General features: G+C 61.9%; 22 protein-coding genes. 5 read left to right on the forward strand and 17 right to left on the reverse strand.

Annotated elements, in window-relative coordinates; translation table 11 throughout:
- Positions 1–66: 66 nt before the first annotated feature.
- Entirely contained in the window at positions 67–2,331 is a 2,265-nt protein-coding gene (gene metE / locus G5533_RS15010; RefSeq protein WP_421255437.1) for a 5-methyltetrahydropteroyltriglutamate--homocysteine S-methyltransferase, read from the reverse strand.
- Positions 2,332–2,608: 277 nt separating this feature from the next.
- On the opposite strand from metE, the gene G5533_RS15015 reads away from it, so the two are divergent.
- Positions 2,609–3,514, forward strand: coding sequence for a LysR substrate-binding domain-containing protein (locus G5533_RS15015; RefSeq protein ID WP_441254978.1), 906 nt, complete (start codon positions 2,609–2,611; stop codon positions 3,512–3,514).
- 7 nt (positions 3,515–3,521) lie between these two features.
- On the opposite strand, the gene G5533_RS15020 is transcribed toward G5533_RS15015, so the two are convergent.
- A complete protein-coding gene (locus G5533_RS15020) occupies positions 3,522–4,403 on the reverse strand; it encodes a LysR family transcriptional regulator (protein WP_441254979.1) in 882 nt (293 codons plus the stop codon).
- 101 nt (positions 4,404–4,504) lie between these two features.
- On the opposite strand from G5533_RS15020, the gene G5533_RS15025 reads away from it, so the two are divergent.
- Entirely contained in the window at positions 4,505–5,143 is a 639-nt protein-coding gene (locus G5533_RS15025) for an NAD(P)-dependent oxidoreductase (protein WP_159143871.1), read from the forward strand.
- A gap of 53 nt (positions 5,144–5,196) precedes the next feature.
- Here G5533_RS15025 and G5533_RS15030 read toward each other — a convergent pair whose 3' ends face one another.
- Positions 5,197–5,430 carry a hypothetical protein gene (locus tag G5533_RS15030; RefSeq protein ID WP_236322564.1) on the reverse strand — a complete coding sequence of 78 codons (234 nt, stop codon included), beginning with the start codon at positions 5,428–5,430 and terminating at the stop codon, positions 5,197–5,199.
- 142 nt (positions 5,431–5,572) lie between these two features.
- Here G5533_RS15030 and G5533_RS15035 point away from each other — a divergent pair, with 142 nt between their 5' ends.
- Both G5533_RS15035 and G5533_RS15040 read left to right on the forward strand, forming a co-directional pair.
- Entirely contained in the window at positions 5,573–6,616 is a 1,044-nt protein-coding gene (locus G5533_RS15035) for an isopenicillin N synthase family dioxygenase (protein WP_421212106.1), read from the forward strand.
- A 133-nt stretch (positions 6,617–6,749) separates the two neighbouring features.
- The gene (locus G5533_RS15040) at positions 6,750–7,913 is read left to right on the forward strand and encodes a trans-sulfuration enzyme family protein (protein ID WP_042052882.1); all 1,164 of its coding nucleotides are present in this window, start codon (positions 6,750–6,752) and stop codon (positions 7,911–7,913) included.
- 109 nt (positions 7,914–8,022) lie between these two features.
- Here G5533_RS15040 and G5533_RS15045 read toward each other — a convergent pair whose 3' ends face one another.
- From G5533_RS15045 to G5533_RS15055, 3 genes are all read right to left on the reverse strand, one after another.
- Positions 8,023–9,687: an AMP-binding protein gene (locus G5533_RS15045; protein WP_042052884.1), complete on the reverse strand. Its 1,665-nt coding sequence runs from the start codon at positions 9,685–9,687 to the stop codon at positions 8,023–8,025.
- Positions 9,688–9,785: 98 nt separating this feature from the next.
- Positions 9,786–10,064 (reverse strand): YfcL family protein, encoded by a 279-nt coding sequence (locus G5533_RS15050; RefSeq protein WP_139740389.1) that lies wholly within the window; start codon positions 10,062–10,064, stop codon positions 9,786–9,788.
- Positions 10,065–10,163: 99 nt separating this feature from the next.
- On the reverse strand, positions 10,164–11,279 hold the full coding sequence (locus G5533_RS15055; RefSeq protein WP_441254980.1) for an ATP-NAD kinase family protein: 1,116 nt from the start codon (positions 11,277–11,279) through the stop codon (positions 10,164–10,166).
- A gap of 120 nt (positions 11,280–11,399) precedes the next feature.
- Here G5533_RS15055 and G5533_RS15060 point away from each other — a divergent pair, with 120 nt between their 5' ends.
- Positions 11,400–12,128, forward strand: a complete 729-nt coding sequence (locus G5533_RS15060) for a TerC family protein (RefSeq protein ID WP_421207012.1) — start codon at positions 11,400–11,402, stop codon at positions 12,126–12,128.
- A 72-nt stretch (positions 12,129–12,200) separates the two neighbouring features.
- Here G5533_RS15060 and G5533_RS15065 read toward each other — a convergent pair whose 3' ends face one another.
- The 11 genes from G5533_RS15065 to G5533_RS15115 all read right to left on the reverse strand — a co-directional run bounded on the left by G5533_RS15065 (position 12,201) and on the right by G5533_RS15115 (position 22,165).
- On the reverse strand, positions 12,201–12,689 hold the full coding sequence (locus G5533_RS15065; protein WP_227342665.1) for an OmpA family protein: 489 nt from the start codon (positions 12,687–12,689) through the stop codon (positions 12,201–12,203).
- A 25-nt stretch (positions 12,690–12,714) separates the two neighbouring features.
- The gene (locus tag G5533_RS15070) at positions 12,715–13,956 is read right to left on the reverse strand and encodes a diguanylate cyclase domain-containing protein (RefSeq protein WP_421207016.1); all 1,242 of its coding nucleotides are present in this window, start codon (positions 13,954–13,956) and stop codon (positions 12,715–12,717) included.
- On the reverse strand, positions 13,953–14,510 hold the full coding sequence (locus G5533_RS15075) for a YfiR family protein (RefSeq protein WP_421207018.1): 558 nt from the start codon (positions 14,508–14,510) through the stop codon (positions 13,953–13,955). The genes G5533_RS15070 and G5533_RS15075 overlap by 4 nt, the downstream gene beginning before the upstream one ends.
- Positions 14,511–14,699: 189 nt before the next feature.
- Positions 14,700–16,247, reverse strand: a complete 1,548-nt coding sequence (gene tyrR / locus G5533_RS15080; protein WP_005333656.1) for a transcriptional regulator TyrR — start codon at positions 16,245–16,247, stop codon at positions 14,700–14,702.
- A gap of 148 nt (positions 16,248–16,395) precedes the next feature.
- Entirely contained in the window at positions 16,396–16,518 is a 123-nt protein-coding gene (locus tag G5533_RS15085) for a 4a-hydroxytetrahydrobiopterin dehydratase (protein WP_370688904.1), read from the reverse strand.
- A complete protein-coding gene (locus G5533_RS15090) occupies positions 16,515–16,853 on the reverse strand; it encodes a 4a-hydroxytetrahydrobiopterin dehydratase (RefSeq protein ID WP_019444917.1) in 339 nt (112 codons plus the stop codon). The genes G5533_RS15085 and G5533_RS15090 overlap by 4 nt, the downstream gene beginning before the upstream one ends.
- Positions 16,854–16,916: 63 nt before the next feature.
- Positions 16,917–17,711, reverse strand: a complete 795-nt coding sequence (gene phhA, locus G5533_RS15095) for a phenylalanine 4-monooxygenase (protein WP_421207020.1) — start codon at positions 17,709–17,711, stop codon at positions 16,917–16,919.
- Positions 17,712–17,863: 152 nt separating this feature from the next.
- On the reverse strand, positions 17,864–19,294 hold the full coding sequence (locus G5533_RS15100) for a gamma-aminobutyraldehyde dehydrogenase (RefSeq protein WP_005361166.1): 1,431 nt from the start codon (positions 19,292–19,294) through the stop codon (positions 17,864–17,866).
- 29 nt (positions 19,295–19,323) lie between these two features.
- Positions 19,324–20,151, reverse strand: a complete 828-nt coding sequence (locus tag G5533_RS15105) for an ABC transporter permease (protein ID WP_005352644.1) — start codon at positions 20,149–20,151, stop codon at positions 19,324–19,326.
- 35 nt (positions 20,152–20,186) lie between these two features.
- Positions 20,187–21,155 (reverse strand): ABC transporter permease, encoded by a 969-nt coding sequence (locus G5533_RS15110; RefSeq protein WP_441254982.1) that lies wholly within the window; start codon positions 21,153–21,155, stop codon positions 20,187–20,189.
- Positions 21,152–22,165, reverse strand: a complete 1,014-nt coding sequence (locus tag G5533_RS15115) for an ABC transporter ATP-binding protein (RefSeq protein ID WP_219263761.1) — start codon at positions 22,163–22,165, stop codon at positions 21,152–21,154. The genes G5533_RS15110 and G5533_RS15115 overlap by 4 nt, the downstream gene beginning before the upstream one ends.
- Between the last annotated feature and the right edge of the window lie 99 nt (positions 22,166–22,264).

Genomic DNA, 22,264 nt, shown 5'->3' on the forward strand with positions numbered 1-22,264 from the left:
GTGGCTTCCCCTCTCTCGTTCGTTTTTCATTACGCCACCTTATCGATGGCGGTCACGACCTTCTGATCACGCCAGCTCGGCGCGCAGCGCCCTGGTGGCATCGACCATCACCTTGAGGGCGGCTTCTGTCTCTTCCCAGCCGCGGGTCTTGAGGCCGCAATCCGGGTTGACCCAGAGCCGCTCGGCCGGGATCTGTTTGGCGGCCTTGCGCAGCAACCCCTCAATCCAGCTCTGGCTCGGCACGTTCGGCGAGTGGATGTCGTAGACGCCCGGGCCAATCTCGTTGGGGTAGTTGAAGCGTTCGAACGCTTCGAGCAGCTGCATCTGGCTGCGGCTGGTCTCGATGGTGATCACATCCGCATCCAACGCCGCCACCGCCTCGATGATGAGGTTGAAGTCGCTGTAACACATGTGGGTGTGGATCTGGGTGCTGTCCGCCACCGGGCTTGCACTCAGACGGAAGGCCCGCACCGCCCAGTCGAGATAGGCCTGATGATCTTGCTTGCGCAGGGGCAAGCCTTCGCGGATCGCCGGTTCGTCGATCTGGATGATCTTGATGCCAGCGGCTTCCAGATCTGCCACCTCGTCGCGAATGGCAAGGCCGATTTGCAGGGCGGATTGCTCGCGGCTCACATCTTCCCGCGGGAAGGACCAGCAGAGGATGGTCACAGGACCGGTCAGCATGCCCTTCACCGGCTTGTCGGTCAGGCTCTGGGCAAACTTTGTCCACGCTAGGGTCATGGGAGTCGGGCGGTCAATATCGCGGGTGATCACCGGCGGCTTGACGCAGCGGGAGCCATAGCTCTGTACCCAGCCGAAACGGGTGATGGCAAAGCCATCCAGCAGCTCACCGAAATACTCCACCATGTCATTGCGCTCGGCCTCGCCATGTACCAGCACGTCCAGCCCGATGGCCTCCTGACGCGCGATGGCATCGCGGATCTCCGCCTTAATGCCCGCCTCGTAGGCGCTGTCGTCGATGCGACCGGCGCGCCAATCCTGCCGCAATACCCGGATCTGCGAGGTCTGCGGGAAAGAGCCGATGGTGGTGGTGGGCAGCAGCGGCAGCTTGAGATCCGAGCGCTGCAGCTCGGCCCTGACCGGATAGGGGCTGTGGCGATCAAAATCGCTGTTGGTGAGGCTGGCGAGCCGTGACTGCACCGCTTTTTTGTGCACCCGGCTGTCGGACTCCCGATCAACGATGGGCTGGCTGTAGGCGGTGATTTTGTCGAGCTCGCCCCCATCCAGATACTCTCTGAGCAGCCCCAACTCGAAACATTTTTGCAAGGCGAAGGCGAACCAGCTGCGGGTCTGGGGATCCAGCTCCTGCTCCAGGGTCAAATCCACCGGGCTATGCAGCAATGAGCAGGATGAGGCCACCCAGAGCCGCTCGCCGAGTTTGGCTTTCAGTGCCTTCAGAGTCGGCGCCAGCTTGGCCAGATTGGCACGCCAGACGTTACGGCCGTTGATCACCCCGGCTGAGATGACCCACTGGGCGGGCAGATGCGGCACCAGGGTCTCCAGTTGCTCGGGGGCGGCCACCAGATCCAGATGCAGGCCATCTACCTTGAGGCTGGTGATGATGTCGCGCTGATGAGCCACCGAACCGAAATAGGTGGTGAGCAGCAGCTTGCAGGGGCCCGCGAGGCGCTCGTAGGCGTTGAGGTAAGCCAGCCGCCACTCGTCCGGCAAGTCCAGCGTCAGCGCCGGTTCGTCGATCTGTACCCACTCCACCCCTTGGGCGGCCAACTTGGCCAGGACCTCCTGATAGACGATGAGCAGGCGATCGAGCAGTTCAAGGCGCGAGAAGCCGCTCTCTTTCTCCTTGCCGAGCCACAGATAAGAGACCGGTCCCAGCAGCACCGCCTTGACCGGCAGCCCCAGAGCTTTGGCCTCTTCGACCTCGTCAAACAGCTGGCTCCAGCCCAGCTTGAAGCGCTGATCACGGCTGAACTCCGGCACCAGATAGTGATAGTTGGTGTTGAACCACTTGGTCATCTCGGCGGCGGCCGCCGCCGGGCCGGTCGGCGCACGGCCGCGGGCCACCCGGAACAGGGTGTCGAGATCGGTCTCGCCATGACGGTGACGGGCAGGCACCGCATCCACCAGCAGGCTGGTACCGAGCACCTGATCGTACCAGGCAAAGTCGCCCACCGGCAGCAGATTGACCCCGGCGCCGTGCTGGGCCTGCCAGTGGCGTTCACGCAGCGTCTTGCCCACGGCAACGAGTTCGGCCTGAGTGGTCTCGCCACGCCAGTAGGATTCGAGGGCAAATTTCAGCTCACGCTTGGCGCCGATACGGGGGAAGCCCAGGGTGTGTGCTCGTGTCATAGGTTCATTTCCTTATGCTCATTCATCTGATGGGAAACTGGATGATTTGGCCATCCAGATGTTTACACATCCAAAATGACAAGATAAGGTGACGCTGGCTATTGAATCCTCTTCAAGTGGCTCTCAAATAATCCTCAACTGACCGCCAGTCAGGTTCACCGCGAGGATGCAGAGGCCGATGTTTACAGGTGCAAGAGGTGCCGGAGTCAAGAAGCGCAGCAGGGTAACCGCCGGCCGCAACCTCAGCGCCATACGCAATCTCACAAGGAGCCATCTTATGACAGTGCCAAGCAATGCAGGGATAGAGATCAAACACTTGAAAACATTGACCGCGCTGGCCGAGCAGGGCTCGCTGGCCGGTGCGGCGCTGACCCTCAACCTCACCCAGTCCGCCCTCTCCCACCAGCTCAAAGAGCTGGAGACCCGCCTCAATCTGGAGCTTTACCTGCGCAAAAGCCGCCCTCTGGTGCTAACCGCAGCCGGCAGCCAGCTGCTCGCCCTCGCCCGTCAGGTCCTGCCCGCTCTGGCCCAGACCGAGAAACAGCTGCAGGCCCTGCAGAGCGGCGATGCGGGCAGGCTGCATCTGGCGCTTGATTGCCACAGCTGCATCCAGTGGCTGCTGCCGCTGTTGTCGGAATTTCGCCGCCAGTGGCCCGGGGTGGATCTGGAAGTGGAGTCGGTGCCGGGCTTTGATGCCATCAATGCCCTGCTCGGTGGCCAGCTCGACCTGCTGCTCACCTCCGATGTGCAGGCCCGTGGCGATCTCCACTTCGAGCCGCTGTTTGCCTTCGATCTGACTCTGGTGATGGCGCCGGATCACCCCCTCTGCCACCAGAGCCACATCGAGCCGGGCGATCTGGAGGCGGAGGTGCTGCTGGTCTATCCGGTGGAGCGCAGCCGCATGGATATCTTCAGCCGCTTTTTGCAACCCGCCGGGGTGGAGCCCACCCGCTGCAAGCCGGTGGACAACACCTCAGTGATGCTGCAGATGGCCGCCGCAGGGCTCGGGGTCGCTGCCCTGCCGCGCTGGGCCAGCGAGGAGTTTGTCAGACAGGGGATGCTCTGCGCCCGCCCCCTCGGGAGCGGTATTCGTCGCCATATGTACGGCGCGGTGCGGGCCGCCGATCGGGATCAAGCCTGCCTGCAGAGCCTCTTGGCTCGTATCCGGACTACCATGGCTTGATGATGGCTCAGAGCGTTCCGAAGTAGCTACGCAGCGCCTCCACCACCCGCCGCACCTTCTCCGGGATCTCCCGCTGCGGCGTGATGGCGTGGATCTCCATCGGCTGCACCCGAAAACCGGGCAACAGTTCGAGCAGACGCCCCTGCGCCAGATCCTCGCCAATCTCCCCCTCCGGTTGCAGCGAGATCCCCTGCCCCGCCAGCGCAAACTGGCGCAAGGGCAACACGTTATTGCAGAGCACCTTGGCCTTGAACCTCACCCTGTGCTCGCCCCCCTTCTCATCCTGCAGCAGCAAACCGTTGCCCAGCATGTCGCCGCAAAGCCAGTCGTGGGTGGCCAGATCGGCGGGCGTGCGCGGCGCTCCCTTGCGCGCCAGATAGGCGGGGGCGGCGCAGAGCAGCATCCGGGTCTGCCCCAGTTTGCGGGCCACCAGGGTCGAGTCGGGCAAGGTGCCGACCCGCAGTGCCACATCGATCCGCTCGGCAATCAGATCCCGCTTCTCGTCGTCGGCGATGATCTGGATGGTGAGGCCGGGGTGGGCCTGCAGCAGCGGAGAGAGGGCCAGCGCCAGCGGCTGGCCCGCCATCCCCACCGGGGCGGTGATCCGCACTTCCCCGAGCAGGGCGTCGCGCACCTCCGAGAGGCGCAGCTCGGTCTCGCTCAGAGTCTGCTGCAACGCCCGACACCCTTGCCACACCACCTCTCCCGCCTCGGTCAGACTGAGACGACGGGTGGAGCGATGGAGCAGGGGCAGTCCGAGCAGGCTCTCCAGCTGACTGATATGCTGACTGACGGCGGAGGGGGTCATGCCAAGGGATTTGGCCGCCCCTGTCATGCTGCCCGCTTCCACCACGGCGGCGAAGATGGCGTAACGTCTGAGCTGTTCCATTATTAAATCCAGCTTATAAGTGAATGCATTTTTGAGGTGATTATTAAATCATAAATGGCGGCGTAGGATAGCCCCATTCCAACAGTGAAGGAGAGTTCCCCATGAAGATTGCCCTGATCGGTGCCAGCGGTTTTGTCGGTTCAGCCATCCTGAACGAGGCCATCAGCCGCGGCCATCACGTCACCGCCATCGTCCGCGATGTCAGCAAGGTGGCCGCCCATCCGCAGGTCACCGCCGTGGCGGTGGATGCCCAAAACCCGCAGGCATTGGCCGAGGTGCTCAAGGGGCACGATCGGGTGATCAGCGCCTACAACCCGGGCTGGAGCACACCGGATATCTACGACCAGTACCTCAAGGGCGCCAACGCGATCGTCGCAGCAGCCAAAGCGGCCAACAGCTGGCTGCTGATAGTAGGTGGCGCCGGCAGTCTGGAGGTTGCCCCCGGCGTGCAACTGGTGGATACCCCTGAGTTTCCGGCCGAGTGGAAACAGGGGGCGCTGGCGGCCCGCGACGGTCTCACCGCCCTGCGTCGTGAAACCACCCTCGACTGGCGCTTTGTCTCTCCCCCGGTGTTCCTCGAACCGGGCGAGAAGCGCGGTGGCTATCGGATTGGTGGCGATCAGGTGCTGTTCAGCGGCGAACAGCCTGCCGGGATCACCGCCGGTGATCTGGCTGACGGTGTGCTGAACGAGGTGGAAAAACCGGCTCACCAGCGCCAGCGCTTTACCCTGGGTTACTGAGAGCCAGCAGGCGGTTAAGGCCAGAATACGCGGTCACTCGCCTGTGCTTTCGGTCAGGTAAAAAACCGCTCAACCAGAAGGGAGGCATCCGCCTCCCTTCTGTTTTGGTCATTTTTACCGGTTGCAGCTTGCCTCTGGTTATCACTCTCCCTCTCATCATTTCCCATTCCGCCCTTAATTGCTGCGCAAAAACCCGTCAGCTCATCAGGAGCCGAATTCCATTTCGAATTTTGTATATAACTAAGAATAATTTGTTGTTTCCGTCTTATAACGCCGAACAGTAGCATCCCCTTCATTCCAGATGGCGCCACACCGCTGCGCATACCGCCACACTGTCGCGCCATCCCGTTTGCCACTTATCAGGTCTGCCAACAGCGGAGGCAGTGCAAGAGATGGCGCCAGAGATAACGAAAGAGTGAGGAGGTGCACATGGAACATTCACCACTGCCGATCATCGATCTGGCTGCCCTCAACGGGGCGCCCGAGGTGCGTCGCCCTATGCTGGCCAGGCTGGCCGCGGCCGCCCGCGATGTGGGCTTTTTCTATCTGGTCGGCCACGGCTTGAGCAAGGTTGAGATGCTAGAGACCCTGGCGCTGGCAGAGCGCTTCTTTGCCCTGCCGGAGCAGGAGAAGCTGGCGGTGCAGATGGTCAACAGCCCCCACTTTCGCGGCTATAACCGGGTCGGTGCCGAGCTCACCCGAGCGCGGCCGGACCTGCGCGAGCAGTTCGATATCATGAATGAGGCGCAGGCTCTGCCTGCAGCCCTGATCCGTGAACCCTGGCAGCGGCTGATCGGCCCCAACCAGTGGCCGACCGCCCTGCCAGAGATGAAAGCCCATCTGCTGGCGTGGCAGAATCGGCTGAGCGACATCACCCTCACCCTGCTGGCCGCTTTTGCCGAAGTACTGGAGCAACCGGCCAACGTGTTTGACGACAGTATTCGCGGCGCCCTCTACCAACACATGAAGCTGATTCACTACCCGGGGCAAGAAGCGGGTGGCAGCAGTCAGGGGGTCGGCGCCCACAAGGATCCCGGCTACCTGACGCTGGTGATGCAGGACAATCATTCGGGGCTTGAGGTCGAGACGGCCGACGGCTGGATCTCCGCGCCGCCCCTGCCGGGAGCACTGGTGGTCAATATCGGCGAGCTGCTGGAACTGGCTTCCAACGGCTATCTCAAGGCGACCCTGCATCGGGTGGTGAGCCCGCCGCCCGGCGTATCGCGCCTCTCCTGCGCCTTCTTTATGGCGGCGCGGCTCGATGCCACCGTGCCACTGCTCAGCCTCTCCCCAGAGCTGGCAGCGCAGGCGCAAGGGCCGGAGAGTGACCCGACCAACCCGCTCTTCTATCAGGTAGGGGAGAACGTGCTGAAAGGGCGGCTGCGCTCCCACCCGGATGTGGCGGCGCGCCACTATGGGCCGGTGGAACCTGCTCACCTCCCGCGCACTGAAAGCGAAGCGATACCGGCCTGAGCAGCGCAAAGATGCGCATGCGGGTATATGCATAAGCCACAAGCCGCATGCACATACCCGCGCTGACAAAAACAACAAGCAACGAACAACAAAACAAGTCATGGCCAGAGCCTGGCCATCACGGAGCAACACGATGAAATTCAAGACCATGAGCGTACACAGCGGCCAGCGGATCGACCCACAGACCGGCGCCCTCACCACCCCGCTCTACCAGAGCAGCACCTTCAGCTACTTCAACGCCCAGGCGGGCAAGGAGCGCTTTGCAGGTCAAGCCCCCGGCTTTATCTACAGTCGCTTTGGCAACCCCACCACCGCCGAGCTGGAGCAGAAACTGGCGGCGCTGGAAGGTGCCGATGAAGCGCTGGTGGTGGCGAGCGGCATGGCGGCGGTAAGCGCCATCATGTATGCGCTTGCCGACAGCGGCGATGAGGTGGCCTATATCGGCCCGCTCTACGGCGGCACCGATGCGTTCCTCAAGCAGACCTTCAGCCGCGCCGGTATCAAGGTCACCGCTTACGAGAGCGACCGGGATCTGCTGGCCAACATCCGCCCTGCTACCAAGGTGGTACTGTTCGAAACCCTGACCAACCCCACCCTCAAGGTGGTGGATCCGCGGCTGGTGGTGGAAGCGGCCCGCAAGGTGGGCGCCATTACGGTATGTGACAACACCTTCCTCACCCCCTACCTGCTGCGTCCGCTGGAGCTCGGGGTCGATGTGGTGATGCACAGCGGTACCAAATATCTGGGCGGCCACGGCGACATCATCGCCGGGGTGGTGGCGGGCTCCCACGCCCTGATGAAGTCGATCCGCACCGTGGCCCTCAAGCATATCGGCTCCCCCATCGGCCCGCAGGAGGCCTACCTGCTGCAGCGTGGAGTCAAGACCCTGCCGCTGCGGATGGATGCCCACCTGCACAATGCCCAGAAAGTTGCCGAGTTTCTGGCCGCCCACCCGGCAGTGAAGAAGGTGATCTACCCGGGCCTTGCCAACCATCCGGGCCACGATGCCCTCGGAGCCTTCGCCAGCGGCTTTGGCGGCATGGTGAGCATCGAGCTGGAGGGCGGGTTTGAGCGCTGCGCCACCCTGCTCGATAACCTGCAACTGTTTGTGCAGGCGGTGAGTCTGGGGGATCTCGAGAGTCTCGCTTGCCATCCGGCCAGCACCACCCACGCCGCCATGGACGAGGCGAGCCGCCTCGCCGCCGGGGTCAACGACGATCTCATCCGCTTCAGCATCGGGGTGGAAGACGCCGACGATCTGATCGCCGATCTGGCCGCCGCGCTGGCGCAGATCTAACCGGGCGCGCTTTTACTCGCCGGCAAAACAGCGGCGAGTGATATGCCTCAAACACAACAACGGCCCATCAAGGGCCGTTGTTGTTTGTTGCGCTATGGAAAGACGGGATTTACTCCTCCCACACCACCACCTGGGATGAGGGCCAGCGATCCCCGACCTGGGCGTACTTTTGCTCCAGCAGGTGACGCTTGATCTTCATGGTGGGAGTCAGCACACCGTTTTCGATATTCCAAGGGGTTTTCACCACCAGAATGCCGCGAATTTTGGCATGAGATTCCAGCTGATCGTTGACCCGAACCCGCGCCGCTTCCAGTCTGGCGTTGACCTCCTCCCGATTGCCCTTCATGGCGCTCTCGGCCAGCTGCACCAGCGCAATGGGCTGGGGCATGCCGTAACCAATCACGCAGAGCTGTTCGATAATGGGCTCCTGCCCAAGCAGCCCCTCGATGGGTACCGGCGCCACATACTTGCCCTTGGCGGTCTTGAACACATCCTTCATCCGGCCGGTGATGGTGAGATAACCCTCCTTGTCCAGCTTGCCCATGTCGCCGGTGTGGAGCCACCCCTCGGCATCAATGGCCTCGGCGCTGTGCTCGGGATCCTTGTAGTAACCCAGCATCATCCCTTCGCAGCGGCAGAGGATCTCCCCTTCGTCAGAGATCTTGATGGTCACCCCGATCCCCGCCTTGCCGACGGTGCCGATCTTGTCGGCGCGGAACGGGTAGTTGATGGTGGAATAGGCATGGTTCTCGGTCATGCCCCAAGCTTCAGTCACCTTGAGGCCGATGCTCAGATACCACTCAAGCAGCGCAGGAGAGACAGGCGCGGAGCCGCAGCCGAGTACCCGGGCCTGATCCAGTCCCAACCCCTTTTGCAGCTTGCGTTTGATCAGGCCGGAGATAAGCGGGATCTTGAGCAGCAGTTCGAGTTTCTTCTGGGGCAGCTTCTCGTGGATCTTGATGCGGAACATGGCCCACAACCGCGGCACCGAGATAAAGACGGTGGGACGGCAGCGTTTGACATCTTCGATAAAGGTGTCGAGGGATTCGGGGAACGCGATGGTAGCGCCGCCATAGAGACTGCCGCCGTAGATGTAGACCCGCTCGGTAATGTGGGCCAGCGGCAGGTAGGAGAAGCCCCGATCGGCCTGACTCAGGCTCACCGTCTCCACCAGCTTCTCGCACGACCAGGCGTAACGCTCAACGCTCAGCATGGCCCCTTTCGGCTTGCCGGTACTGCCGGAGGTGTAGACCAGACTCAGCAGGGAGTCAGGGGCCTGCACCGGGCTGTCAGGGATCGGCTCATGCGCTTCCAGCAGATCATCCCACTGGTGGCTGGCTGGCATGGTGTCGTAGGGGAAGGCGATGCGCAGCAGATCGGCGGGTACTCCAGCCTCCTGACTCTTCCAGTCATCCAGCTTGCCGACGAAGATCGCCTTGGCTTCGCTATGGCGCAGCACATATTCGATGGTGTCGACGTTGGCTGTCGGATAGATGGGCACGCTCACATACTGCCCCATCTGCATCGCCAGATCGGCGATAAACCACTGGGCGCAGTTCTTGGAGAGCAGCGCCACCTTGTCACCGGCCACCAGACCGAGGTGACGCAAGGCCGTCACCATCCGCCGCGCTTCATCGGCCACTTCACCCCAGGTGAAATCGACATATTCGCGGTTGATGGTTTGACGCAGGTAGGTTCGATCAGGACACTGCCGCTCCCAGTGATAGAGCATCTCGAGCGGCAGTTTATTGGCAATGCGTGAGGAGGAGGCCATAGTTTAATCCCTGAAACAAAAGGCGAAACTTATTATTAACCTTTCACTAACTTCAGGGGAAGGATAAACTCAAACTTCAGTTTGAATTGTGTATCCGATCAAGCTTCTGCGTCTTGTTGCAGACGAATCCACATCGCCTGCACCAGTTTTTCATCCTCTTCAGATAGCTCACCTTGCAAGATCGCCTCGTTGAGGCTGCGCAGCACATAGCTCTTGACGTCCCGCACCAGGGTCTTGCCTTCCAGCTCGGCCCGGGCAACGGCCAATGAGATATGACCTCGCAGGTAACCCCCCGCAAACAGCTCATCGTCGGTCGCGGTAGCAACCATGCTGTCGATCAGTCCCAACAACTTGTGCTCAAAATCGTGAATCGTCATGTAACGCAGCCTCATTTGCGGCAAAAAATTCGGGGGTATGGAACCGCAATCCGGTTGATTGCAGCTCTCTGGCGCCAGGCCAGCAGCGTCCTTGGCGTCCTATTCCGGGTTGGCCACCGGGTAGATGACCTGATCCTTGTATCCCGTGGTTATTCGCAGATAACCACGCAACGCCCGGTTTAATTCGGGATCATCGGTGTCCACCAGCAGCGGCCTGCCCGCAAGGGCGGCAAGCTTGGCTTTGGTTGCCAGCACCTGGATATTCTCCAGCCCGACACACCGAATCACCTCAGGACTCAATTGCTGATTTCCGCGCCCGAACAGATGTCCCTGTCCGCCTATCAGGGTAATGATCAGTCGGCAGCGACGGCCGCGGATCCGGGTCAGGATCTCGGCGGCGCTGAGATCCTGCCCGATAAGTCGGCTATTTTCCACCAGATCCACACCGAGCAAAGTATTTTCCAGACCGAGCTCAGCCATACAGGCTGCCACCGTGCTGCCGGAGCCCATCAGATAGAGGGTATCGGGCTCCATCTGCTCCACCACACCGGCTGCGAGATCCGCCAACACCAGCTCTTCGGACTCCTTGCCCCCCTGTTTTACCGCCTGTACGTAACGCAGATCGCCGGGCACCTTCAGCTGGCCGTAGTGGCGGGCCCGCACCTTGCCCACGCGAAACGCCTCCTCGTCGATGTCGCGCACCTCGGCATCGATCAGGCTGAGCAGTTCCCCTGCGATCATCCGCGCTACCACCCGCCCGCTGGCAGTGGGCGTCACCCCGTAGACGCCGGAGTGGATCTTGCACCCCGCCGGAATGCCGAGCACATGGCAAGACTCCCCCACCGCGGCGCAGATATCCCGCGCCGTGCCATCGCCACCGGCAAACAGCAGCAGATCGACCCCGGCTTCGCGCATCAACTCGGCGGCGTGGCGGGTATCATCGGCCGAGGTGCTCTCCCCGACCGGTTGATAGATGACCCGACAGGGCAACCCCAGCTCGCGGGCCACCGCCTCCCCCATCTCTCCCGCCACCGTCAGCAGTTCGAACGGGATGCTCAGCTCGCACAGTGGCAACAGAGCTTGCCGCGCTCGATCTTGTGCTCTGGGCACGGCACCACGAGCAAGCGCCTCATCCACCACGCCGTCACTCCCCTTGAGCCCCACTGCGCCGCCAATCCCGGCGACCGGATTAATAATGAACCCTAATCGAAACATGCCTGCCTCCCTTGCGATGGCCCCCATTTTTATCTTTTCGCCCCTCTGGGACAAGCAGTGGCACCCCTGCTAGAATTCGCATCTTCAATTTTCCAACCAATGTTCAATCAAGGTTCAATCATGCTGGAATGGGTTCTTGATCCCTCCGCCTGGGTCGCTCTCGCTACCCTTACCCTGCTCGAAATCGTGCTGGGCATCGACAACATCATCTTTATCTCCATCCTGGTAGGTCGCCTGCCGGAGGCTCAGCGCCAAAAAGCGCGCATTCTGGGTCTGGGGCTCGCCATGGGCACCCGGATCCTGTTGCTGCTCTCGCTCGCCTGGGTGATGCGTCTCACCGAACCGCTCTTCACCGTGCTGAACGAGGCTATCTCGGGCCGCGATCTCATCCTGCTGCTGGGTGGTCTGTTCCTTATCGGCAAGAGTACCCACGAGATCCACGCCACTCTGGAAGGCGCCGCCGAGCCACAGAGCGTCAGCAAAGCGGCCTCGGGCTTTATCAGCACCCTGATCCAGATCGCCATTCTGGACATAGTGTTCAGCCTGGACTCGGTGATCACCGCGGTCGGCATGGCCGATCACGTGCCGGTGATGGTGCTGGCCATCATGATTGCCGTCTTCATCATGATGTTTGCCGCCAAGTCTATTGGCGATTTCGTCGATGACCACCCCACCATCAAGATGCTGGCCCTCTCCTTCCTCACCCTGGTGGGGTTTGCCCTGATGGCGGAGGGGATGGATCTGCACATACCGAAAGGCTACATCTACTTCGCCATGGCCTTCTCGCTGGTGGTGGAGATGATCAACATCCGCTTGCGCAAGCACAGCGAGGTCGACACAGGGAAGTAGTGTCGCCGGATCAAAAAGAGCGCCTCTCGGGGCGCTCTTTTGTTATGCACACGGCATGCTGCCGGATAGAGATCACTGGTTGGCAATCACAATGGCCACCCGGCGGTTTTCTGCTCGTCCGGCTGCGCTCTTGTTGTCCGCAACCGGGGCCGTCTCACCGCGGCCACGGATCTCAAGATTGGCGGGCATCATCCCCACCGAGATCAGCACATCTGCCACCGATTGGGCTCGTTTCAGAGAGAGCTGCTGGTTGTAGCTGCTCTCGCCCGTATTGTCGGTATGGCCGTCAACCCTCGCCTTGTCGAGCCCGACCCCAAGCAGGGCCTTGCCCAGTTTTTCCACTATCAGCCGGGTCTGCGGATTGAGTTCACCCACATTGTTGGCAAACAGCACCCGGTTGGCCAGATCCAGTGTCCAGCCCTCATCGGTCAGATAGAAACCTTGCTCCTTCAATACTGCCAGCTGTTCCGGGGTCAACCCCCTGGGGGTGCTCTGACAACCCGCCAGCAGAGAGAACAACAGGCCCAGCACAACAGCCTTGATGGAGAGGGATAGTTTCATTGTTATGACTCCTTTACACCTTGACTCACGCCGATTTGGCGGCCTCAACCTCCTCACGGCGTGTACGTTTTGCCAAATACATGGCTTTGTCTGCCAGCTCGCACAGCTCGCTGGCGCGGGTCCCGGGTTGATGGATGGCAAAACCGATGCTGATCCCTGCCACCAGTTGCTGTCCATCCCGCAATACCACAGGATCACTCATCGCCTGCTGAATGCGGTCGATCACCTCTTCCACATCCTGCCCCAGATGCACAGGTGTCAGCAGTATGGCGAACTCATCTCCCCCCAGCCGGCAGACCAGATCTCCGGGGCGCAGCTGATGCTGTACCCGCCGGGAGAGGGTCACCAGCACATCGTCACCGGCGTTGTGCCCCAGGGTGTCGTTAATCTGTTTGAAACGATCGCAATCGAGATAAAGCAGGGCGAACGGGGCCCCCCCCTCGCTTACCTCGCCAATGGCATGCTCGAGGCGAGCTTCGAATAACGCCCGGTTGGGCAACCCGGTCAACGCATCATGGGTCGCCTGGTGGAGCAGACTGGCGTTCTCCCGCGCCTGATGAGCCTGCCAGGCTTGCAGCTCATCCAGCAGGGCGTTGAAATCCTCTCCCAGCTCATTGAGCTCGACGATATCGGCCGGTGGCGCCCGCATTCCCAGGGTGCGCTGTCGACGCACCGAGTGGGCGACCTGTGCCAGTTGTCGCAGTGGCGAGGTGATCGCGACCTGCATCCGCCCGGCGACATAGAAGGCGCCCATCACACTCAACACCAGGCAAACCACCATCACCAGCAGCACCGAGAGCAAGAACAGCAACAGATACTCGCCATGACCGCGCAGCTCTATGGTGGCAATCTGCTCACCGCCCCGCAGCATGGGATAGGTGACCGGTCCCGGTAACAGCAGGCGGGCAAGATAATCTTCGACTGTGGCCAGCGGATTGCTGACGGGACGAACCCATTTAGCGAGCTGTTGACCATTGGCCAGCAAGATACTGGCTTCGGCCACCTCTTCCTTGGCAACGATGCCGCTAAGTGCCTCGCTCGCAGCCTCCTCATCGTGGAACACCACCGCAGCCTCGGCGCTGTAGCTGATGGCGCGGGCCACCAGCTCCAGATTGTGATCGGCGTAGAAGCGTACTACCAGCAAAGCAACCAGTGTAAAAAAGAGTCCCGCCACGCTGACGGCTGTGATGGCGGCCACCAGATGGGTTCGCCCCAGGCTCTGACGCAGGGTCAGACGGCGGGGAGCCGCGCTCACCTGTCGTCTCATGGGACCCCCTTGTCGGCATGGGCCAGCTTGAGCACGGCGGGATGCACCCGCACGCCGCTCAGGGCCAGGGCATCGAGGTTCACTTTAAACCGCACCCGCACGCTGTCCGGCGAGGTCTGCAGGCAGAATACCGAGCTGGTGGAACAGTCGTGGTTGTATTCGCTGATGCTGAGCACAGGGTGCCCCTGCAGGCGGGCAAACAGCGCAATCCGGGTCGGCTCGTCGAGCACTCCCAGATAGAGCACATCGCAGTGATCGCTGATGGCCGGATCGCTCGCCTCGTAACGATGGACTTGCACGGCACGGCCATTAGCCTGACGATCGATGGTAAAGAGGGCACCGGCATATTCGGTCGGTGCCGCCACGCACATGCGCAGCACCGCAGGCTCGGTGGGCCAGCGGGTGTAACTCATGATATCGAGCACCAGCTCCCTGACCGCCGTCGCCCGGCTCTCTGCGGCCGTTTCCGCCAGCGCGCGGGGCAACAGCAGGCCAAACGCAACCAACAGGAGCGCCAGACGGGCAGTTAAACGGGGGGAAAAGAGTAACAGCATGATCGGGAGGTGGTCGCCTTGACAATACCGCTGCTATGGCATTGCGGTTCGGGTAGATGAACCCAGATAGTAAGTTGGCTGACACTGGCCTGACAAGTCTCACCCCGCCATCATCTACCGAGTTCGTGTAAAGAAAACGGAGAGCCCGTCTGGTAACGGGCTCTCTGGTGACAGGCAACAAGACGGAAATCACTTCTTGCTGATGCCGTATTCTCGCAGCTTGTTGGCGATGGCGGTATGCGACACGCCCAGGCGTTTGGCCAGCTGGCGCGTCGACGGGAAGGCGGGATAGAGCCGGGCCAGCAGCTGGCTCTCGAAGCGCTTCACCGCATCGTCGAGATTCCCCTCAAACCACTCGTCGATCAGCGGCATGGTATCGGCCGCCACCGGCAGGTCGATCTGCTCGGGCCCCAGCTCATCCCCTTCCAGCAGGGTCATGGCACGGTAGAGACAGTTGCGCAGCTGACGCACGTTGCCCGGCCAGCGATAGGCGGTCAGGTAGTCGGCCATGTTGCGGGTAAAGCGCGGACGGGGTCGCTGCAACTCGCTGGCAAAGCGGGAGACAAACTGCTGGGCCAGCACCATGATGTCAGCCTTGCGCTCGCGCAAGGGGGGCAGCGCCAGACTGAGCACGTTGAGGCGATAGTAGAGATCCTCGCGGAAGGTTCCTTCGTGCACCAGATCCAGCAACTGCTTCTGGGTGGTGCAGATGAAACGCACGTTGACCTTCACCTCCTGCTCGTCACCGACCCGGCGGAACACCCCATCCTGCAACACCCGCAGGAACTTGGTCTGCAGATGGGGAGACATGTCGCCGATCTCGTCCAGCATCAGGGTGCCGCCGCTCGCCAGCTCCAGCACGCCGCGCTTGCCCTCGGTGTTGTTGCCAAAGGCGCCGGGGGCATAACCAAACAGCTCGCTCTCGGCCACGTTATCGGGCATGGCGGCGCAGTTGAGGGCCATAAAGGGGTGGCTGGAGCGCAGGCTGGCACCGTGACAAGCACGGGCCAGCAGCTCCTTGCCGGTACCGGTCTCACCGACAATCAGCAGCGGCGCGTCCTGCATCGCCAGTTTTCGCGCTTGCGACAGTACCTCTTTCATCTTGGGGCTCTCGGCCTGCAGATGCTCGAAGCCCCCCACTTCCACCGCATGAAGCGCGCTGAAGTGCAGGCCGACCCGCCGGGCAGATTTGAGCACCACCACGGCACCGGCCAGCGCCTGCTTGCCGCGGGCTTCTGCCACGAACAGCGGCATCAGATCTGCCAGATACTCTTCGCCATTGAAACTGAGCTTGCAGGTCTGCGGCTTGATCTCGCTCGCCTCCAGCCAGCGGGTGAAGGAGAAACCCTTAACCAGCGAACCGAGCGCCACGCCGCGCACCTCCTCCACCGGCAAGCCGAGGGTGGTGAGGGCCGACTGGTTGGCCTGGGTCACCTTGCCCTTGCTGTCGAGGGAGAAGACCAGGTCCGGCAGCGCCTTGAGCAGCGCCTCGATTTCGTGGTGCTCTCGCTCGGAAGGCATGTAAGGGATGGTCTTGACGTCGTAGACGCCGGGAATGCGGCGGATCTCCGGCATCAGGTGCTGAAAATCACTGAACTCCAGCTCGGGAAAGTTGAGATAGATGATGCCTGAGGTATCGATTTCGATGCCGCGCAGATCGATATTGTGCTCCACCAGGCGGTCGAGCAGTTCCCGGGTCAGGCCCAGGCGGTCTTCACAGCTGACTTCAAGACGCATTCGGGACACACTTCCTAGCTAACTCTATGAATGAGCGGATAATACAGTCTCGATCCCCCCAGTGCGAGCGCCAGCCCATAAAAATGCGGGCCCGCCCCGCTTTCGCAGGCAGGCCCGGGTCAACCGATGACGCTGGTGTGGGGCGCCATTACCGGAGCAACTGATCGGTACGCGCCGCCATGATGAAGTCGTTGCGATGCAAACCGCCGATCTTATGCATCCACCAGCTGACGATCACCATATCGCTCACTGGATGAGTGGTGGCGTTCACTTCAGCAGCTCATCCGTGCGTGCAGCCATGATGAAGTCGTTGCGGTGCAAGCCGCCGATCTTGTGGGTCCACCAGCTGACGGTCACCTTACCCCACTCGGTCAGAATGGCCGGATGGTGGAACTCCGCCTCCGCCAGCTCGCCCAGGCGGTTGGTAAAGGCCAGCGCCTCCTTGAAGTTGCGAAACGTAAATTCCCGTCGCAGTTGCAGCGCCCCCTCCTCCACCAGCGGCTGCCAGTCGGGAATAAGCTGCATCAGCTCGCGCAGCTCCTCATCGCTCACCTTGGGGGCATCGGCGCGACACGCTTCACACTGTTGGCTGGCCAGTTCGGACATGGGTTACTCCTGCTTGAATTAATGAAAAATTAATGAAAATGAAATAGGGTTGTTTGCTTTTGGTCAGCTCGCCTGTTTGCCAGCGGCAACCTCAAAACGTGGCGGATAGAGGCCAAGCCGACTGGCCTCGGCCAGAGCAGCCATGATCTCCTCCCCGGTCAGCTGGTAGAGATGATCGAGACTCGGCAGCACAAAATAGGTGGGCTGCATGATGTCGATGCGATACGGGGTGCGCAGCATAGTCAGTAGATCGAAGGGTTGCAGCAGCGGCTTGCCGGAAAGGGCATAAGCTGTCTCGCCGATGGAGGAGAGAATGCCGCCACCGTAGATACGCAGCCCGCCAGGTGTCGCCAAGAGGCCAAACTCCACGGTGAACCAGTAGAGCCGCGCCAGAAAAACCCGCTGCTCCTTGCTCGCCTGCTGCCCCAACTGACCGTAGAGGTGGGTGAAGTGGGCAAAGGCCGGATTGGTCAGCATGGCGCAGTGGCCGAAGATCTCGTGAAAGATATCCGGCTCTTGCAGGTAGTCGAGCTCGTCCCGGCGCCGGATAAAGGTGGCCACCGGAAACTGGCGATTGGCCAGCAGGGCGAAGAAGCGATCGAACGAGATAAGCGCGGGCACCGCCGCCACCGACCAGCCGGTCGCAGGCTGCAAGACGGCGTTGATCTCGGCCAGCTGGGGGATGCGATCACGGGGCAGCCCCAGTCTGTCGAGACCGGCCAGATATTCGTTACACCCCTTGCCATCGAGGGCGGCGAACTGGCGTTCGATCAGGATCTGCCAGGTGCCATGCTCCTCGTTGCTGTAGTGGATCACCCCGTCAGCATCCGGCTGGTGGGCGGTGTAGAAGGTTGCCATAGCGGTTCCATCCTCTGGCGCCACATCAGGCGCCTTGCCGTTTCATCACGGCTTCACTGTAACGAAATGGCAACAAAAAAAGCAGCCGACCCATGAGTCGGCAGTCTGAAACAGTTGTAAATAAATTGTGACAACCCGCTAACCAATCCCCACTACAGCTTGACCATGATATGGCGCGGCACCGTGTAATCCTCCAGCGCATAGAGGGAGAGATCCTTGCCGTAGCCCGACATCTTCATGCCGCCGTGGGGCATCTCGGAGGTGAGCATGAAGTGGGTATTGATCCAGGTGCAACCATATTGCAGGTGGCTGGCCACCTTGCTGGCGAGGCTCAGATCCTTGGTCCAGACCGACGAGGCGAGGCCATAGTCCGAGTCGTTGGCCCACTGCACCACCTGCTCGGCATCGTTAAAACGGGTCACCGACACCACGGGGCCAAACACCTCGCGGCGCACGATCTCATCCTCCTGCCGGGCCCCGACAATCAGGGTCGGCTCGAAGAAGAAGCCGTTGCCGGGACGGATCTTGCCCCCCGCCGTCACCTCCACATGACCGCTGCTCTGGGCCCGCTCGACAAAGCTGGCGACCCGGTTGCGCTGTCTGTCCGAAATAAGCGGCCCCATCTCGACCCCCTCCTCGTACTGGCTACCCACCTTGATGGAGGCCACCGCCTCGGTCATGGCGGCGACAAACTTGTCGTAGATCTTGCCCTGGGCATAGATACGGCAGGCGGCGGTGCAGTCCTGGCCGGCGTTATAGAAACCGAAGGTGCGAATGCCCGCCACCACCGCCTCCAGATCCGCATCGTCGAAGATGATCACCGGCGCCTTGCCCCCCAGCTCAAGGTGGGTGCGCTTCATGGTGCGGGCGGCGCTCTGCAGGATCTTCTGGCCGGTGGCGATATCGCCGGTGAGCGACACCATCCGCACCAGCGGGTGCTCCACCAGCGGCGCCCCTACACTCTCGCCCCGCCCGCAGATGACGTTGATAACGCCGCGGGGGAAGATCTCGCTGGCCAGCTCCGCCAAACGCAGCGCGGTGAGCGGGGTCTGTTCGGAGGGTTTGAGCACCACCGTATTGCCCGCCGCCAGCACCGGCGCCATCTTCCAGGCCGCCATCATCAGCGGGTAGTTCCAGGGGGCGATACTGCCCACAACACCTATGGGGTCGCGCCGGATCATACTGGTGTGCCCCTCGAGATACTCCCCCGCCAACGGCCCTTGCAGGCAGCGGGCCGCCCCGGCAAAGAAGCGGAAGCAGTCCACCACCGCGGGCAGCTCGTCGTTGAGCACAGCCAGATAGGGTTTGCCGCAGTTGAGGGATTCGAGCGCCGCAAACTCCTCGGCGTGGCGCTCGACGAGATCCGCCAGACGCAGCAGCAGGTTGCTGCGGCTTGCCGGGGTGGTACGGCTCCACTGGGCGAAGGCGCGCTGGGCACCGTTCACCGCCCGGTTCACCTGTTCGAACGAGGCTTCGGGCACGGCGGCGATCTGTTCGCCGTTAGCCGGGTTGAGAATAGGTTCGGCCTGCCCCTCGCCGGTCACAAACTGGCCATCAATCAAGAGTTGAGTTGAGAGTTTCATGGTTGCATCCTTGCGCACGCGTTGAATCATCATTTGCCACTGCCAGCGACATCATGGGTGTCGCGAGTGAGGTAGTAGGCAAGCAAAATGGGGATAGTGGTGAAGGCCACTATGATGAGGGCCACCACGTTGGTGACCGGCCTGTCTCGGGGACGGATCAGCTCCTGATACATCCAGATGGGCAGCGTGGTCTGCTGGCCCGCCGTGAAGGTAGTAACGATCACTTCGTCAAAACTCAGGGCAAAGGCCAGCATGCCCCCCGCCAGCAGCGCCGTGGCCAGATTGGGCAGGATCACGTAGCGCAGGGTCTGGAAGCCGTCGGCCCCGAGATCCATCGACGCCTCGATGAGGCTCTGGTTGGTGCGGCGAAAACGGGCCAGCGCATTGTTGTAGACCACCACCACACAGAAGGTGGCGTGGCCGATAACGATGGTCCAGAAGCTGAACGGGATCTCCATCAAGCCGTAGGCCGAGCGCAGCGCGATACCGGTGACGATACCGGGCAGCGCGATGGGCAACACCAGCAACAGCGACACCACCTCCTGACCGAAGAAGCGGCTGCGGGCAATGGCCCCTGCCGCCAAGGTGCCGAGGATCATGGCTGCCAACGTCGCCAGCCCCGCGACCTCCAGCGACAGCTGGATGGCACGCCACACATCGGGGCGATTGAGGGTCACCTCGAACCACTTGAGGGTGAGTCCGGGGGGCGGAAACTGGTAGCTCTTGCTCTCGCTGGTGAAGGCGTAGAGGAAGATAAACAGAATGGGAAAGTGCAGGAACAAGAGTCCACCGATGGCGGCGTACTTGAGCAGGCCCGAAGGGCGCTCTCCCTGACGGCTCACTGAGCTAGCTGACATGACGGCCTCCTTGCTGCCGGTTCAAATCGATAGGGTCAAAGCGCATCAAAAGCCCCCAGTCGTTTCGCAATCGCCAGATAGATGGCGATGATAAGGATCGGCACCAGCGAGAAGGCGGCGGCAAAGGGCAGATTGCCCGCCGTTCCCTGCTGCATGTAGACCACCTGACCGATATACATGGTCGAGTTGCCGATGATGCCGGGGATGATGTAATCACCTAGGGTCAGCGAGAAGGTGAAAATGGAGCCCGCCACCACACCGGGCAACGCCAGCGGCAGGATCAGGTTGCGAAAGGTCTGGGCGGGTGTCGCCCCCAGATCGCTGCTCGCCTCCAGCAGGGATCGCGGAATACGCTCCACCGCTGCCTGAATGGGCAGGATCATGAAGGGCAGCCAGACATAGACGAACACGATAAAGGTGCCGAGCCGCGAAAAAGAGAGCGACGGGCCACCTATCACCGGCAGGGAGAGGATGGCATCGAGCAGCCACTCCAGCCCCATGCTGTCGGCCAGCCAGCTCACTACCCCCTCCTTGGCCAAGATCAGCTTCCAGGCGTAGACCCGCACCAGATAGCTGGACCAGAGCGGCAGCATGATCCCCACATAGAACAGCGCCCGGGTCTTGCCACTGGTGTAGCGTGCCATGTAGTAGGCAACCGGAAAACCGAGCAGGGCGCAGGCCAGGGTCACCAGCAACGACATGCCGACGGTGCGGCCGATCACATCCAGATTCTCCGGCCGCAGCAGGGCGACGAAGTTTTGCAGCCCCAGCTCGTGGCGCACCTGACCGCTGAACTCGTCCAGCCCGAACAGAGAGTTGGAGAGCAGCATCAGCAAGGAGCCGACATAGATGATGCCGAGCCACAGCAGCGGCGGCCCCAGCAGGATCGCCAGCAGCAGGCCGGGCCGACCATAGAGCAGGGTCGAGAGGCGCCGCAGCGGCCTGAAACGGGCAGGTTCGGGCTGATAGTTCATGGCAAGACTCGCACTGTGAGGGGCACTCATGGCTGCGCCCCCTGATGGGCGCCGCTCAGGCGATGGATAGCCTGCTCCGGCCAGCTGAGGCTGACCCTGCAGCCACGGGCCAGACGGGCCTGCCCCTCATTGGGGTGGTTGACGATGATCTCGAGCTGCTCCCCGAGATCAACCCGATAACGGACGAAGGGGCCCAGATACTCCACCTCGCGGATCTCTCCCGACCAGCCCGGCGCACCCGCCTCAGCGAGCCGGATCCGCTCCGGGCGCACCATCATCTGGCTGCCGTCGCCGCACAGCCGTCTGGCCTGCTCCCCTTCGAACAGATTGACGGTACCGACGAAGCGGGCCACAAACGGCGTCGCCGGAGCATCGTAGATGGTATCTGGCGCAGCGATCTGCTCGATCTTGCCCTGACTGAAGATGCAGATCCGGTCGCTCATGGAGAGCGCCTCCTGCTGATCGTGGGTGACGAAGATAAAGGTGATGCCCAGCTGGCGTTGCAGCGCCTTGAGCTCAAGCTGCATCTGCTCGCGCAACTTGAGATCGAGGGCCCCCAGCGGCTCATCCAGCAGCAGGATGCGTGGCTGGTTGATAAGCGCCCGGGCGATGGCGATGCGCTGGCGCTGGCCGCCGGAGAGCTGGCTTGGGCGGCGCTTGCCGACCCCGGGTAGTCGCACCAGCTCCAGCATCTCGTCCACCTTGCGGTAACGCTCCGCCTTGGCGACCCCCTTGAGCATCAGGCCATAGCCGATGTTGTCGCGCACATCCATGTTGGGGAACAGGGCATAGTCCTGAAACACGGTGTTGAGGTTGCGATCATAGGGCGGCACGGTGGAGCAGGGTTCGCCAAACAGGCGGATCTCCCCGTCGCTCGGGTACTCGAAGCCCGCGATCATCCGCAGGCAAGTGGTCTTGCCGGAACCGCTCGGCCCCAGCAGGGTAAAGAATTCCCCGGAGGGGATCTGGAAAGAGATGTCGTCGACCGCCTTCACCTCGCCATAGTGGCGGCTGACCCGGTCAAATTGTACGGCGTTCATGGGGCATCCTTGTCTGTGCAGGGATGGGCCGGACTCCTGTCCGGCCCGCTTGATTATCCGCTCTCGGCAGTCGTGCAGAGGAGGCGCAGCGCCCCTGCC

Source organism: Aeromonas sp. A600620, from assembly GCF_029479985.1.
Lineage (GTDB): Bacteria > Pseudomonadota > Gammaproteobacteria > Enterobacterales > Aeromonadaceae > Aeromonas > Aeromonas veronii_A.

What these genes read in the sequence shown, in the direction of transcription:
- metE (WP_421255437.1), bottom strand. Translation starts at nt 2,331, where the DNA reads ATGACACGAGCACACACCCTGGGCTTCCCCCGTATCGGCGCCAAGCGT.
- G5533_RS15015 (WP_441254978.1), top strand. Translation starts at nt 2,609, where the DNA reads ATGACAGTGCCAAGCAATGCAGGGATAGAGATCAAACACTTGAAAACA.
- G5533_RS15020 (WP_441254979.1), bottom strand. Translation starts at nt 4,403, where the DNA reads ATGGAACAGCTCAGACGTTACGCCATCTTCGCCGCCGTGGTGGAAGCG.
- G5533_RS15025 (WP_159143871.1), top strand. Translation starts at nt 4,505, where the DNA reads ATGAAGATTGCCCTGATCGGTGCCAGCGGTTTTGTCGGTTCAGCCATC.
- G5533_RS15030 (WP_236322564.1), bottom strand. Translation starts at nt 5,430, where the DNA reads ATGCTACTGTTCGGCGTTATAAGACGGAAACAACAAATTATTCTTAGT.
- G5533_RS15035 (WP_421212106.1), top strand. Translation starts at nt 5,573, where the DNA reads ATGGAACATTCACCACTGCCGATCATCGATCTGGCTGCCCTCAACGGG.
- G5533_RS15040 (WP_042052882.1), top strand. Translation starts at nt 6,750, where the DNA reads ATGAAATTCAAGACCATGAGCGTACACAGCGGCCAGCGGATCGACCCA.
- G5533_RS15045 (WP_042052884.1), bottom strand. Translation starts at nt 9,687, where the DNA reads ATGGCCTCCTCCTCACGCATTGCCAATAAACTGCCGCTCGAGATGCTC.
- G5533_RS15050 (WP_139740389.1), bottom strand. Translation starts at nt 10,064, where the DNA reads ATGACGATTCACGATTTTGAGCACAAGTTGTTGGGACTGATCGACAGC.
- G5533_RS15055 (WP_441254980.1), bottom strand. Translation starts at nt 11,279, where the DNA reads ATGTTTCGATTAGGGTTCATTATTAATCCGGTCGCCGGGATTGGCGGC.
- G5533_RS15060 (WP_421207012.1), top strand. Translation starts at nt 11,400, where the DNA reads ATGCTGGAATGGGTTCTTGATCCCTCCGCCTGGGTCGCTCTCGCTACC.
- G5533_RS15065 (WP_227342665.1), bottom strand. Translation starts at nt 12,689, where the DNA reads ATGAAACTATCCCTCTCCATCAAGGCTGTTGTGCTGGGCCTGTTGTTC.
- G5533_RS15070 (WP_421207016.1), bottom strand. Translation starts at nt 13,956, where the DNA reads ATGAGACGACAGGTGAGCGCGGCTCCCCGCCGTCTGACCCTGCGTCAG.
- G5533_RS15075 (WP_421207018.1), bottom strand. Translation starts at nt 14,510, where the DNA reads ATGCTGTTACTCTTTTCCCCCCGTTTAACTGCCCGTCTGGCGCTCCTG.
- tyrR (WP_005333656.1), bottom strand. Translation starts at nt 16,247, where the DNA reads ATGCGTCTTGAAGTCAGCTGTGAAGACCGCCTGGGCCTGACCCGGGAA.
- G5533_RS15090 (WP_019444917.1), bottom strand. Translation starts at nt 16,853, where the DNA reads ATGTCCGAACTGGCCAGCCAACAGTGTGAAGCGTGTCGCGCCGATGCC.
- phhA (WP_421207020.1), bottom strand. Translation starts at nt 17,711, where the DNA reads ATGGCAACCTTCTACACCGCCCACCAGCCGGATGCTGACGGGGTGATC.
- G5533_RS15100 (WP_005361166.1), bottom strand. Translation starts at nt 19,294, where the DNA reads ATGAAACTCTCAACTCAACTCTTGATTGATGGCCAGTTTGTGACCGGC.
- G5533_RS15105 (WP_005352644.1), bottom strand. Translation starts at nt 20,151, where the DNA reads ATGTCAGCTAGCTCAGTGAGCCGTCAGGGAGAGCGCCCTTCGGGCCTG.
- G5533_RS15110 (WP_441254982.1), bottom strand. Translation starts at nt 21,155, where the DNA reads ATGAGTGCCCCTCACAGTGCGAGTCTTGCCATGAACTATCAGCCCGAA.
- G5533_RS15115 (WP_219263761.1), bottom strand. Translation starts at nt 22,165, where the DNA reads ATGAACGCCGTACAATTTGACCGGGTCAGCCGCCACTATGGCGAGGTG.